Below are 13,576 nucleotides of genomic sequence, written 5' to 3'. Positions count from 1 at the left end.
GCTACAACACCAGCACCTACGGTACGGCCACCTTCACGGATGGCGAAACGCAGGCCGTCGTCCATCGCGATCGGGGCAATCAGGGTAACAACCATCTTGATGTTGTCGCCCGGCATGACCATCTCTACGCCTTCCGGCAGTTCGATGGTACCGGTCACGTCGGTAGTACGGAAGTAGAACTGCGGACGGTAGCCCTTGAAGAACGGAGTGTGACGACCACCTTCTTCCTTGGACAGCACGTACACTTCAGATTCGAACTTGGTGTGCGGCTTGATGGTGCCCGGCTTGGCCAGTACCTGACCACGCTCTACGTCTTCACGCTTCACGCCACGCAGCAGTGCGCCAACGTTCTCACCTGCACGACCTTCGTCCAGCAGTTTGCGGAACATTTCAACGCCGGTACAGGTGGTCTTGGTGGTATCTTTGATACCAACGATTTCCACTTCTTCACCAACCTTGACGATACCGCGCTCTACACGACCGGTTACTACGGTACCACGGCCTGCGATGGAGAAGACGTCTTCGATAGGCATCAGGAACGGCTGGTCAATGGCACGCTCCGGCTCCGGAATGTAGGTGTCCAGGTGGCCAGCCAGTTCCAGGATCTTCTCTTCCCACTGAGCTTCGCCTTCCAGCGCTTTCAGTGCGGAACCACGGACTACCGGCAGGTCATCACCCGGGAAGTCGTACTCGGACAGCAGTTCGCGAACTTCCATCTCGACCAGTTCCAGCAGCTCTTCGTCATCTACCATGTCGCACTTGTTCATGAACACGATGATGTACGGAACGCCTACCTGACGACCCAGCAGGATGTGCTCACGAGTCTGCGGCATCGGGCCGTCAGTCGCTGCTACTACCAGGATTGCGCCGTCCATCTGGGCAGCACCGGTGATCATGTTTTTAACGTAGTCGGCGTGACCCGGGCAATCTACGTGGGCGTAGTGGCGGGTTGCAGTGTCGTATTCTACGTGGGAGGTGTTGATGGTGATACCACGCTCACGCTCTTCCGGTGCCTTGTCGATCTGGTCGAAGGCGAAAGCTTTACCACCGAAGTGCTTGGCCAGCACGTTGGTGATGGCGGCGGTCAGGGTGGTTTTACCGTGGTCAACGTGGCCGATGGTACCCACGTTAACGTGCGGTTTATTACGCTCAAATTTTTCTTTAGACATGATCGTCCCTCTAAACTAACGCTGAGTACGCGGTGGCAAGCTAACCACAGAACAGTTTATATGATGGATATGAATCAAGGGGAGTAGAGAGGTTGGTGCTGACAGGCTGGTTCGATTGCCGAACTCACCCTAAGGTGTGGCTCTCAGAATTACCTGAGCCATATCAGCATCTTGGAGCGGGCAGCGGGAATCGAACCCGCATCATCAGCTTGGAAGGCTGAGGTAATAGCCATTATACGATGCCCGCATTTCTCTAACCCAAAGAACTCAAACCGCAGAGAAATATGGTGGAGGGAGAAGGATTCGAACCTTCGAAGGCAGAGCCGTCAGATTTACAGTCTGATCCCTTTGGCCGCTCGGGAACCCCTCCAGTTGCATAAATGCCACAACGGTAATTCTGCTTGCACCCGTTGTTTTTGTCGCTTTTGCTGGGCAAATAGACGACAGACATCCAAGCGTCGCGCATTTTATGGTAAGGATTTTGGGGATGCAACCATTGCACCTTGCAAAATGTGCATTTATGCCGGGATCCAGGCAAAAAAACGCTCCTTCTCCGTCCCGACCGGACGCGTCCCTTGTCGCTCCCGATCCCTTGGTGTATGGTCGCCCTGCCCAAGAAACAGTGATGACACCATGACGACAGAGCATAACCCCTATTTGCAATTCACCCGCGAACAATGGGCGTTATTGCGCGATGCGGTCCCCCTGACCCTGACCGAGCACGATCTGCAGACCCTGCGCGGGATCAACGAGAAGGTGTCATTGCGGGAAGTGGAAGAGATCTATCTGCCCCTCTCCCGTCTCCTCAATCTCTACGTCAAGGCCAAGCAGCGCCGCAGCCGGGTGCTGGAGCAGTTTCTCGGTCAGTCCCGCGGCAAGGGCACCTATATCATCAGCATCGCCGGCAGCGTGGCGGGGGGAAAGAGCACCACGGCCCGTATCCTTCAGGCATTGCTGGAGCGCTGGCCGGAGCACCCCAGGGTGGAGCTGGTCACCACCGACGGCTTCCTGTTTCCCAACAAGGAGCTGGAAGCCCGTGGCCTGATGCGTCGCAAGGGGTTCCCCGAGTCTTATGACATCCGCCATCTGGTGGAGTTTGTCGCCAATATCCGCGCCGGCCACGAGAAGGTCGAGGCCCCCGTCTACTCCCACCTCATCTATGACATCCTGCCCGACGAGAAGAAGGTGGTGGAGCAGCCGGACATCCTGATCCTGGAAGGGCTCAATGTGCTGCAAAGCGGCATGGACTATCCCCAGGACCCTCATCGCGTGTTCGTGTCGGACTTCGTCGACTTTTCCATCTATGTGGATGCCGATGCCGAGCTGCTGCGCACCTGGTACATCGATCGTTTTCTCAAATTCCGCAGCGGCGCCTTCTCGGATCCCGACTCCTATTTCCACCACTACGCCAAGCTGGCCGAGAGCGAGGCGACCGAGATCGCCAACAACATCTGGCAGGATATCAACTACCTGAATCTGCAAGAGAACATCTTGCCGACCCGGGAGCGGGCCAACCTCATCCTCACCAAGGGCAACGAGCACGCCATCGAGCAGATCAAGCTGCGCAAATAATGACAGCGACGAAGAGGGGGCCCATGGGCCCCCTCTTCTCATTCATGCCGGATGGAGTCTCAGTCCCCCCGGCGCAGGGAGATCTCCCCGCCCAGGTAGAACTTGATCCCCTCCTCCGTCTCCAGCCGCAGGGCCCCGCGATCGTCGATGCCCCTGGCGATCCCGCGGATCACCTGCCCCCCCATCAACAGTTTCACCGGCTGGCCGGCGAAGTGATCGAGCCGGTTCCAGCTCTCGACGAAGCTCGCCAGCCCGGTCTGTTCGAAGGTCTGCATGGCCTGCTGCAGGTGCAACAGCACGCAGGCAGCCAGCTGGTTGCGGTCCACCAGTTCGGGCTGGATGTGGCGCAGCTCGGACCAGGCCTGATCGATCTTCTCCCCCTCCCGGCTCGGCATCGCAAGATTGAGGCCGACCCCGATCACCAGATTGCAGCTGGCACCGGCACTGCCGCTCATCTCCACCAGGATGCCCGCCAGCTTGCGGCCCTGATAGTAGAGATCGTTCGGCCACTTGAGCTCAACCCCTGGATAACCGAGCGACTCCAGCGCCTCCACCACGGCCACCCCCACCGCCAGGCTGAGCCCCATAGCGGCCGCCATGCCCTGCTCCAGCCGCCAGTACATGCTGAGGATCAGCTGGCAGCCGAAGGGGGAGACCCAGGGCTTGCCGCGGCGCCCCCGGCCGGCGGTCTGGCACTCGGCCAGACAGCTCTCGCCTGAGCTCAGTTGATTGACCCGCTCCAGCAGGTACTGGTTGGTGGAGTCGATCACCGGGAAGCAGTGCACCGGTGCCATGGGCGCCAGCGCCCGCAGCTGCGCCTCGTCATAGAGCGCCATGGGCACCGCAAGCCGGTAGCCTTTGCCGGTCAGGCTGAATAAGTCCAGCCCCAGCTCCTTGAGCGCAGCCATGTGCTTGCTCACCGCCGCCCGGCTGATGCCGAGCCGCTCGCCGAGCTGCTCGCCCGAGTGGAACTGGCCGTCACTGAGCAGGGTGATCAGCGTCTGCCGGATGGGGGTCAGGATCATGCCAGTACCTCATCGAGCCGGGTCTCGCCGCTGCGGCCCATGAAGCGCACCTCGTGCTCCAGCACCACCCCGAACTTCTGCTCCACGCTGTCCCGCACATGGGCCGCCAGGGCGATCAGCTCCATGGCGCTGGCGCCTCCCAGGTTAACCAGCACCAACGCCTGCTCCTGATGGACGGCGGCACGGCCGATGGCGAACCCCTTGAGGCCGCACTGTTCGATCAGCCAGCCCGCCGCCAGCTTCACCTGACCGTCGCCGGCCGGGTAGCTGGGCATCTGCGGGTATTGCTGTTTCAGGGTCTCGGCCAGGGCGGCGGGCACCACAGGGTTTTTGAAGAAACTGCCCGCGTTGCCCAGCACCGCCGGATCCGGCAGCTTGGCCATGCGGGTGGCACAGACGGTGTCGAAAATGGCCTGTGGCGAAGGGGCATCCCCCAGCGCCGCCAGCGGGCCATAGCCGGCGACCGGGCGCCATGCCTTGGGCAGGCGCAGACCGACGGCGATGATGAAGTGGGAGTCCTGATAGTCGTGCTTGAAGATGCTGTCACGGTAACCGAACCGGCAGTCGGCCGCCGCGATGCGCTCAACCTCGCCACTCTGCCAGTTGAACGCCTCCACGTAGGCACAGACGCTGGCCAGCTCGACCCCGTAGGCACCGATGTTCTGTACCGGGGCCGCCCCGACCGTCCCGGGAATGAGTGCCAGATTCTCCAGCCCGTGCCAGCCCTGTTGCAGGGCGTGACATACCAGCTCGTGCCAGTTTTCACCTGCCGCCACGTGTAGCAGCCAGTGCTCGGACTCCTCGTGCAGCGTGATCCCTTTCAGGCCGTTGTGGACCACCAGACCGGCAAAGTCATCGCAGAACAGGATGTTGCTTCCTCCTCCCAGCACCAGGCGCGGCAAGGTGGCCAACTCCGGGTTAGTCCGCAGTTGCGCGAGATCATCCGGCCGGGTCACATCGGCCAGCCAGAGGCAGTGTGCGTCCAGGCCCATAGTATTGAGGGTCGACAGGGAGGCGTGGGGGGTGAGTTTCATCTGTGTGTTCCGACAAGGACAAGGGCGCAGTTTACCCCAGATTCCCCGGGACAAAAAACCCGGACACTTTTCGGACTCAGGGCTCTGGAGTAGAGTAACCCCTTCATCCCGCTGAGGAAGCATGCATGAACAATCAATTCGCCGTCATCGGCCTGGGCCTGTTTGGCAGCGCCTTGTGCGAAGAGTTGCAGCGCCAGAATGCCGAGGTACTGGCCATCGACATCGACGAGAGCAAGACCCGCCAGATAGCCACCCTCTGCAACCACGTCATCGTGGCCGATGCCACCGACGAGGCCACGGTCGCCGAACTGGGCCTGGCGAATTTCGACATCGTCTTTGTCGCCATCGGCGACAACCTGGAGACCAGCATCCTGACCACGCTGGTGCTGAAAGAGGCGGGCGTGAAGAAGGTCTGGGTCAAGGCCCGCGACAAGTTCCACGCCAAGATCCTGCAGAAGGTGGGCGCGGACAAGGTGATCAACCCGGAGTGGGACATGGGCCGCCGGGTGGCCCAGAGCATGCTGGACAACCGGCTGTTCGACTACCTGGAGCTGGGTCACGACATGGTGCTGACCGAGTTCGTGATCGGCTTGCAGCAAAACACCCGCACCCTGGCCGACTTGCGCCTGCTGCAGCAAAGCGATTTCCAGCTGTTGGCCATCAAGCGGGGTGAGGTGCTGCACAACGTCCTGACCGGCAAGATGGAGCTGCAACTCGGTGACATCCTGATCCTGGCCGGCAACAAGCACGCCATCGATCACTGGCTCGACACCCTATGATCAACTGGCGCAGCAACTACGCCTTCACCCTGCATCGGGAAGACAACTCCCGCTGGAGCGAGGCCAAGCTCATCCTGGGCAGTTTCCTCATCATCCTGCTGGTTGGCACCCTGTTTCTGGTCCAGCCCTCCAGCCACAAGGGTGAGGTCACCGTCATCAACGCCCTGTTCACCGCCACCTCCGCCATCAGCGTGACCGGCCTCGGGGTGGTGGATACCGGCACCGCCTTCACCCTGCAGGGGCAGATCATCCTGTTGATATTGATGGAGATTGGTGGTCTCGGCCAGATGACCATGACACTGCTGCTCATCGCCATGTTCAGCAAGCGGGTCGGGCTGCGCCAGCAGGTGCTGGCCAAGGAGGCACTGGGCCAGGAGGGATCCGTCAACATCGTCCAGCTGGTGAAACGCATCGTCCTGTTCGCCCTGATTGCCCAGCTGATCGGCACCGCCATCATGGCCATTCGCTGGGTGCCCGACATGGGCTGGGGTCACGGCCTCTACGTCAGCTTCTTCCACGCGGTGTCGGCTTTCAACAACGCCGGCTTCTCGCTGTTTGCCAACAACCTCATGGACTACCGGGATGACCCCATCATCAGCCTGACCATACCGGCCCTGCTGATCCTGGGGGGGGTAGGCTTCACCGTCATCGTCGACCTGGTGCGCAACCGCCGCTGGCGCAAGCTGAAACTGCACAGCAAGCTGATGCTGCTGATGACCCCTGCCCTGCTGCTGCTGGGGACCCTGATGTTCTGGCTGCTGGAGCACAACAACCCGGGCACCCTGGGCAACGCCTCCTTCGGGAGCCAGTGGCTGGCAGCCTTCTTCCAGTCGGCCACCGCGCGCACGGCGGGCTTCAACACGGTGGATATCGGCCAGATGGTACCGGCCTCCCTGCTGTTCATGATGATGCTGATGTTCATCGGTGCCGGGGCAACCTCCACCGGGGGCGGTATCAAGGTCACCACCTTTGCCGTCGTTCTGCTGGCGACCCGGGCGTTTCTGACCAAGCGCCCCCATGTCACCGCCTTCGGCCGCACCCTGTCACCCCAGATAGTGACCCGCTCCCTGGCCATCATCATCGTCAGTACCATGGTGCTGATGCTGGCGATGTTCCTGCTGATGCTCACGGAGTCGCAATCATTCGACAAGATCATGTTCGAGACCATCTCGGCCTTTGCCACCGTGGGACTGTCCACCGGCATCACCGCTTCTCTAAGCGAACCGGGCAAACTGATCCTGGTGCTGGTGATGATCTGCGGCCGTCTGGGGCCCCTCACCCTGGCCATCATGCTGGCCCGCCCGGTGGAGACCCGCATCCGTTATCCGGAAGAGAGCGTCTACACGGGGTAAGCCGCTCCATCCATGCAAAGAGGGGCCACTGGCCCCTCTTCTTATTTTTATGTGATCACGGCGCGCACCAGCCTCAGGCAGCCTTGCCCCTGGTCGTCCCCTTACCAGTGCTCTTTCCAGGGCTCTTCCCCACACGAGCACTCTTGCCCGTGCTCGTGCGGGGGCGTGCGGCGGTGGACCCAGTCCGCTTGCGGCGGGCAAAGCGTTGCTTGCTGTCACCGGGCGCCGCCTTGGGCAGCGCGCTGAAGCTGGCGCCGGAATCCTGCCGCGCCCCCTCGATCAGGCCGTTGAGCTGCTCGGTGAGCGGCCCCATGAACTGCTGGTAGCTGCCGTGACGTTCGGCGATCTGACCCAGACTCTGCTCCCACAGTGCCGTCATGTCCGGTGTCGTGGCGGTCGTGGGCAGCGCCTGGACCAGGGCTCGCCCGGTCGGGGTGGCCTTGATGCTCTTGCCCTGGCGCACCAGGAAGCGGCGCTTGAACAGCAGATCGATGATCCCGGCCCGGGTCGCCTCGGTGCCCAGACCGTCGGTCTCCCGCAGGGTCTTGCGGATCTCGGGATCCTGCACATAACGGGCGATGCCGGTCATGGCGGCAAGCAGGGTGGCATCGGTAAACGGCTTGGGGGGCTGGGTCATCTTCTCCAGCAGTTCCCCCCGCTCGCACAGCAGTTCCTCCCCCTCTTTCAGGGCAGGCAGGGTTCCCGCCTCCTCCTCGTCATCCTCTTCCACTCCGAGCAGCGCCTTCCAGCCCGCCTTGAGGATGCGGCGCGCCTTGGCCTGGAACAGCCCTCCGGCGATGCGCAGCAACACCTTGCTGTCGTTGTACTCGAACGGCGGGTAGAACTGCAGCAGATACTGGCGGGCAATCAGGCCGTAAAGCTTCGCCTCGTCGGCCCCCAGGCTCCCCTCGTTCCCCCTCTTCTCGGTGGGAATGATGGCGTGGTGGGCATCCACCTTGCTGTCGTTCCACGCCTTGCTGCGGATCCTGCCATCCGCTTCGGCGACCGCCCTGGCCAGCGCAGGGGCCGTGCTGGCGATGGCCTCCCGCACCTGGCCGGCCCGGTTGAAGTGCTCGCTCGGCAGATGGCGGCTGTCGGATCTGGGATAGGTGATGAGCTTGTGCCGCTCGTAGAGGCTCTGGCAGATATCCAGCACCCGCTTGGCATCCATGCCAAAGCGCTTGGCCGCGTCGATCTGCAGGCTGGAGAGGTTGTAGGGGAGCGGCGCCGCCTGCTTGCGCGCCTGCTCCTCCACCGCCTCCACCCGGGCGGGTTGCCCCTGGATCCGCTCCACCACCTTGGCGGCCAGCGCCCGGTTGAGCACCCGTCCCTCCTCATCCTGCCAGGGCAGACATGCCTCCGATGGCAGCCACCTGGCGGTGAAGCGTTCGTTGCCCTGGGTCAACAGATGGGCCATCACCTCGTAGAACGGCTTAGGAACGAAGGCCTCGATCTCGAGATCCCGGCGCACCACCAGACCGAGCAAGGGGGTCTGTACCCGACCCACCGACAGCAGTTCGCTGCAGCCCCCCTTGCGGCCAAGCAGGGTATAGGCCCGGGTCATGTTGATGCCATAGAGCCAGTCGGCACGGCTACGGGCCAGCGCCGACACCGCCAGCGGCACGAACTCCTTGTTGTCTCTGAGCTTGTCGAGGGCGCGGCGCACGGCGGGGGGATTGAGATCGCTGATGAGGCAGCGCTGAACCGGTTTGGTCTTGGGATAGCCGAGAAAGTCGATCACCTCGTCCACCAGCAGTTGCCCTTCCCTGTCCGGGTCACCGGCGTTGACCACGCAGTCCGCCTGCTTGATGAGCCCCTTGATGACGGCCAGCTGGGCCTTGGTCTTGGGTTTGGCCACCAGCTGCCACTGGGTCGGGACAATGGGAAGGGATTCCATGCGCCACTGCTTGTAGGCGGCATCGTAGGCATCGGGCTCGGCCTGCTCCAGCAGGTGACCGATGCACCAGGTCACCACGTCTCCCTGCGCCGTCTCGATGAAACCCTCCCCCTTCTTGTGAGGTTTGGGGAGGACATCGGCGATGGCGCGGCCAAGGCTGGGTTTCTCGGCGATAAAGAGTCGCATGATGGATACACCTGAATACTGTATATGTGAACAGTATACAATCCTCTCGCCACAAACCCCAAGCCCCGGGGTGGCGTACTGCCTCCTCGCCCCGGCTTGGGCATCGCTCCCACCACCGCACATCCCGCTCCCGCTGTATGGGAAAAATGCGATTTAAATTCAATAAATCATGCCAAAACAAATAACAAAACCAAAAATCAATTATATGTCGAAATTAAAACCATGACCGAGGTCAACCCTTAGAATCCTGGGACTACTACTATATTGGTAATACCCGAATTCGAAGGACACCGTCACCATGCTTGGAAAACTGTTGAGAAAGACCTGGTTCTGGCTTCTGCTGCTCGGGGCCCTGCTGGGGATCGCCGCACTGGGCGTCACCGTCACCGTGCTGCACAAGACCAGCTCCACCGAGTTCTGCGTCTCCTGCCACTCCATGCAGACCCCCCTCGCCGAATATCAGGGCAGCGTCCACTTCCAGAACGTGAAGGGGATCCGCGCCGAGTGCGCCGACTGCCACATCCCCAGTGAACCCGCCGCCTATCTCTGGACCAAGATCCGCGCCGTGAAAGACATCTATCACGAGGCGATCGGCACCCTCGACACCCCGGAAAAATACGAGGCCCACAAGCTGCGCATGGCCCAGACCGTGTGGGATCAGCTCAAGGCCAATGACTCCGCCACCTGTCGCAGCTGCCACAGCTACGCCGCCATGGACATCCTGGCCCAGCGCCCCAATGCCCGCGCCGAGCACCCGGTCGCCATCAAGGAGGGTCAGACCTGCATCGACTGCCACCGCGGCGTTGCCCACATCATGCCGGACATGAGCGGCCTGGCTGCCGCCGGTGCCAGCGAGCTGGCGCAAGCCGCCGCCCAGACCCCGGCCACCGTCACCACCCGCTATGCCATCGCCACCACCCCGCTCTATCTGGATGCCGGCGCCAAGACTGATGAAGGCACCCTGATGCCCTCCACCCAGGTGGAAGTGCTGGCCAACGACAACGGCCGCGCCCAGGTGCGCATCGACGGCTGGCAGCAGGACGGGGTGAGCGAGGTGTTCTACGCCGCCCCCGGCAAACGGATCCTGAGCGTGCTGGTCGGCGAAGCCGCCAGAAAAGCCCTCGTGACCGGCAAGAGCGAGACCGACAGCGCCACCAACCTCACCTGGCATCAGGTCAGCCTGACCGCCTGGGTCGACCAGAGCCAGCTCATCGGCGACCAGGGCAAGCTGTGGCAATACGCCTCCACCCTGATGTCCAACAACTGCACCGGCTGTCACGGCCTCACCGCGCTGGATCACTTCAACGCCAACCAGTGGATCGGCGTCATCAAGGGGATGGAGTCCCGTACCTCCCTCACCCCGGAGCAGGCGCGCATGCTCACCCAATACGTGCAGAAACACGCCAGCGACATGAGCGCGGCCCATTAAGGCAGGAACAGAGGACTCTCCCATGACTTTTTTCAATGACCAACAGACCAACCTCTCCCGCCGTACTCTGCTCAAGGGGCTGGGGGCCTGTGCCGCCTTGCCCCTGCTGGCCGGTATCTTCCCGAAAAGCGCCCTGGCCAAGGCCGTCAGCACGGCCCTTGAGCAGTTCCCCACCCTGGTGCCCGCCCAGAAGGGCATCCTGACCGGCGCCCACTGGGGAGCCTTCGAGGCCATCGTCTCCGAGGGCCGCATGGTGCGGGTCCAGCCGGTGGCCGATGACCCAGCGCCGAATGACCTCATCGACATGGCGCCGTTCCAGGTCCACGCCAAGAACCGCATCAAGTACCCCATGGTGCGCAAAAGCTGGCTGGAGCACGGCCCGGGCGCCAGACCGGAGTTGCGCGGTGCCGACGAGTGGGTACGGGTGAGCTGGGAAAAGGCCATCGACTTGGTGGCCGGCGAGATCCAGCGCGTTCAGTCTGATTTCGGCCCGCAGGCGATCCACGCCGGTTCCTACGGCTGGAAGAGTGTCGGCATGTTCCACAACAGCCGCACCCTGCTGCACCGCCTGATGAACCTCTCCGGCGGCTTCACCGGTTATGCCGGTGACTACTCCACCGGCGCGGCTCAGGTGATCATGTCCCACGTGATGGGCTCCATCGAGGTGTACGAACAGCAGACCGCCTGGCCCAACGTGGTGGAAAACGCAGAACTGGTGGTGCTCTGGGGGGTCAATGCTCAGGTGACCCTGAAGAACAGCTGGAACATACCGGATCATGAAGGTCAAGCGGGCTTCAAGGCGCTGAAAGAGAAAGGCACCCGCGTCATCAGCATCGATCCGGTCTACAACGAGACCGCCAAGCTGGTCGGCGCCGAGTGGATTGCCCCGAACGCCTACACCGACGTGGCCATGATGCTGGGGGTGGCCCACACCCTCTACAGCGAGAAGAAGCACGATCAGGCCTTCCTCGATCGCTACACCGTCGGCTTCGACAAATTCCTCGCCTATCTGCTTGGCAAGGATGACGGTCAGCCGAAGAGCGCCGACTGGGCGAGCAGCGTCTGCGGCGTCGATGCCAAGGTGATCCGCCAGCTGGCCCTCGACATGGCCGCCAAGCGCACCATGATCATGGCCGGTTGGGGCATGCAACGTCAGCAGCATGGCGAACAGCCGAACTGGATGCTGGTCACTCTGGCTGCCATGCTGGGCCAGATCGGCCTACCGGGGGGCGGCTACGGCTTCAGTTACCACTACTCCTCCGGTGGCAGCCCCACCGCCAAGGGCGGCATTCTGGCGGGGATCTCCGCCGGCAACGCGCCGAAGAACAGCCCGGCACCGATCCCGGTGGCCCGCATCGCCGACTGCCTTGCCAACCCGGGCAAGACCATCGACTTCAACGGCCGCAAGGTGACCTATCCGGACATCAAGCTGGTCTACGTGGCGGGGGGCAACCCCTTCCACCACCATCAGGACACCAACAACCTAGTCAAGGCGTGGCGCAAGCCGCAGACCGTGATCGTGCACGAGCCCTACTGGACGGCGACTGCCAAACACGCCGACATCGTGCTGCCGGTCACCACCAGCTACGAGCGCAACGACCTGGAGATGGGGGGCGACTACTCCCAGCGCTACGTCTTCCCGATGCACCAGTGCGTGCCCCCCCAGTTTGAAGCCCGCAACGACTTCGACATCTTCAGCGCCATCGCAGCCAAGCTGGGCGTGCAGGAGCAGTACACCGAAGGGAAGGACGAGATGCGGTGGCTCAAGCAGATGTACGACGGCATGGCGGCGCAGGCCCGTGGCGCCCGTGTGGCGCTACCGCCGTTCAACATGTTCTGGGAGTCCAACAACTACATCCGCTTCCCGATCCCGGAGGCCAACCGCCAGTGGATCCGTCACGCCGATTTTCGCGAAAACCCGCTGCTCAACCCGCTCGGTACCCCGTCCGGCAAGATCGAAATCTTCTCCAGCACGGTGGCCGGCATGGGTTATGCCGACTGCGCCGGTCATCCCAAGTGGTATGAGCCCAAGGAGTGGGTGAAGAGCGAGGTGGCGGCGCGCTATCCGCTGTCGCTCAACACTTCCCACCCGACCCAGCGGTTGCACTCCCAGCTCGACAACACCCCGCTGCGGGACAAGTTCGCCATCGCCGATCGGGAGGCGATCCTGATCCATCCGGACGACGCCAAGGCGCGCGGCATCCAGGATGGCGATCTGGTGCGGGCCTTCAACGAGCGCGGCCAGATCCTGGTGGGGGCCCTGATCTCCGCCGATATCCGGCCCGGGGTAGTGCGGGTGTGTGAAGGGGCCTGGTACGATCCGGCCAAGCCGGGGGAAGCGGGCAGCATCTGCAAGAACGGCAACGTCAACTGCCTCACCTTCGACGAGGGCTCGTCCAGTCTGGCCCAGGGCAACTGCGGCCACATGGCCCAATTGCAGATAGAGAAGTATATCGGGCCAGTGCTAGCCAACACGGCGCACGAGGTACCGGCCAACGGCTGAGGCGGTTGCATGCAGACAAAACGGCGCCATAGAGGAGCCGTTTTCTTATCGCAGTTTGTGGTGTGGCTCAGAAGTCTCCTTCCACCATGTACTCTTCGGCGCACTCCACCAGCTGGGGCCAGAGATCTTCCGGCACCCAGGCCTCGGGGTCATCCTCGTCACCGTCATATTGGCTCCAGAAGAAGGCTCGCAGCCCGCTTGCGAAGTCGTCGCTCAACTCCGCCAGTTCGGAGAGGGGCCCCAGCCAGGCAATGCGGCGCAGGCCGGAGGCGAGATCGTTGATGGCATCCATCAGGGTGCGATCATCCAGGCTCTGCTCCACCAGCAGGGTGAAGCGCTCGCGGGCGCTCTCGGTCTGCTCCTCGTCCAGCTCGCCCACGTCGGCCAGCAGGTCGACAAAATCCTCCAGCAGGAACTGGATCAGGGCATCCCTGTCCTCGAACCACTGGATCTGGGCCCCCTTGGTGCCCAGCACCGAGGCATCGAACGAATCATCGAGATGGCACAAAGCCCAAGGATCGTCAGTCATTGCTACCCTTCCTACACCTGAAACAAGAGACGTATCTTATGCCGGGTGCCGCACCCTTGCCAGCACGGCGGCACAAAAGGGGCCCCCCGACGGGGCCCCCC

General features: G+C 62.5%; 10 protein-coding genes and 2 tRNA genes. 5 read left to right on the top strand and 7 right to left on the bottom strand.

Going from position 1 to position 13,576, the window contains the following annotated elements; all coding sequences use genetic code 11:
• From tuf to AB5Y70_RS06135, 3 genes are all read right to left on the bottom strand, one after another.
• On the bottom strand, window positions 1-1,169 hold a 1,169-nt coding region (gene tuf, locus AB5Y70_RS06145; RefSeq protein ID WP_202041923.1), incomplete at its 3' end, for an elongation factor Tu.
• Window positions 1,170-1,341: 172 nt separating this feature from the next.
• A tRNA-Gly gene (locus AB5Y70_RS06140) sits at window positions 1,342-1,416 on the bottom strand.
• A gap of 38 nt (window positions 1,417-1,454) precedes the next feature.
• Window positions 1,455-1,539 (bottom strand) — tRNA-Tyr (locus AB5Y70_RS06135).
• Between the two features lie 263 nt (window positions 1,540-1,802).
• Here AB5Y70_RS06135 and coaA point away from each other — a divergent pair.
• Window positions 1,803-2,741, top strand: a complete 939-nt coding sequence (coaA, locus tag AB5Y70_RS06130) for a type I pantothenate kinase (protein WP_029314861.1) — start codon at window positions 1,803-1,805, stop codon at window positions 2,739-2,741.
• 59 nt (window positions 2,742-2,800) lie between these two features.
• On the opposite strand, the gene birA is transcribed toward coaA, so the two are convergent.
• Window positions 2,801-3,766 (bottom strand): bifunctional biotin--[acetyl-CoA-carboxylase] ligase/biotin operon repressor BirA, encoded by a 966-nt coding sequence (gene birA, locus AB5Y70_RS06125; protein WP_049636022.1) that lies wholly within the window; start codon window positions 3,764-3,766, stop codon window positions 2,801-2,803.
• Complete coding sequence (gene murB, locus AB5Y70_RS06120; RefSeq protein ID WP_049636023.1) at window positions 3,763-4,800, bottom strand: UDP-N-acetylmuramate dehydrogenase; 1,038 nt, start codon at window positions 4,798-4,800, stop codon at window positions 3,763-3,765. The genes birA and murB overlap by 4 nt, the downstream gene beginning before the upstream one ends.
• A 125-nt stretch (window positions 4,801-4,925) precedes the next feature.
• Here murB and AB5Y70_RS06115 point away from each other — a divergent pair, with 125 nt between their 5' ends.
• Window positions 4,926-5,579: a TrkA family potassium uptake protein gene (locus AB5Y70_RS06115; protein WP_010675965.1), complete on the top strand. Its 654-nt coding sequence runs from the start codon at window positions 4,926-4,928 to the stop codon at window positions 5,577-5,579.
• A complete protein-coding gene (locus tag AB5Y70_RS06110; RefSeq protein ID WP_041211921.1) occupies window positions 5,576-6,931 on the top strand; it encodes a TrkH family potassium uptake protein in 1,356 nt (451 codons plus the stop codon). Before AB5Y70_RS06115 ends, AB5Y70_RS06110 begins: the two co-directional genes overlap by 4 nt.
• 73 nt (window positions 6,932-7,004) lie before the next feature.
• On the opposite strand, the gene AB5Y70_RS06105 is transcribed toward AB5Y70_RS06110, so the two are convergent.
• Window positions 7,005-9,014 (bottom strand): DNA topoisomerase III, encoded by a 2,010-nt coding sequence (locus AB5Y70_RS06105; RefSeq protein ID WP_049636024.1) that lies wholly within the window; start codon window positions 9,012-9,014, stop codon window positions 7,005-7,007.
• Window positions 9,015-9,312: 298 nt separating this feature from the next.
• Here AB5Y70_RS06105 and AB5Y70_RS06100 point away from each other — a divergent pair, with 298 nt between their 5' ends.
• Both AB5Y70_RS06100 and torA read left to right on the top strand, forming a co-directional pair.
• Complete coding sequence (locus AB5Y70_RS06100) at window positions 9,313-10,443, top strand: NapC/NirT family cytochrome c (RefSeq protein ID WP_049636025.1); 1,131 nt, start codon at window positions 9,313-9,315, stop codon at window positions 10,441-10,443.
• 22 nt (window positions 10,444-10,465) lie between these two features.
• Window positions 10,466-12,946, top strand: a complete 2,481-nt coding sequence (gene torA, locus AB5Y70_RS06095) for a trimethylamine-N-oxide reductase TorA (protein WP_049636026.1) — start codon at window positions 10,466-10,468, stop codon at window positions 12,944-12,946.
• 67 nt (window positions 12,947-13,013) lie between these two features.
• On the opposite strand, the gene AB5Y70_RS06090 is transcribed toward torA, so the two are convergent.
• Entirely contained in the window at window positions 13,014-13,475 is a 462-nt protein-coding gene (locus AB5Y70_RS06090; RefSeq protein WP_045522787.1) for a hypothetical protein, read from the bottom strand.
• Window positions 13,476-13,576 lie beyond the last annotated feature (101 nt).

It is taken from the genome of Aeromonas sp. s1(2024), assembly GCF_040908005.1.
Lineage (GTDB): Bacteria > Pseudomonadota > Gammaproteobacteria > Enterobacterales > Aeromonadaceae > Aeromonas > Aeromonas caviae.
This window is presented reverse-complemented; position numbering and strand designations above follow the sequence as displayed.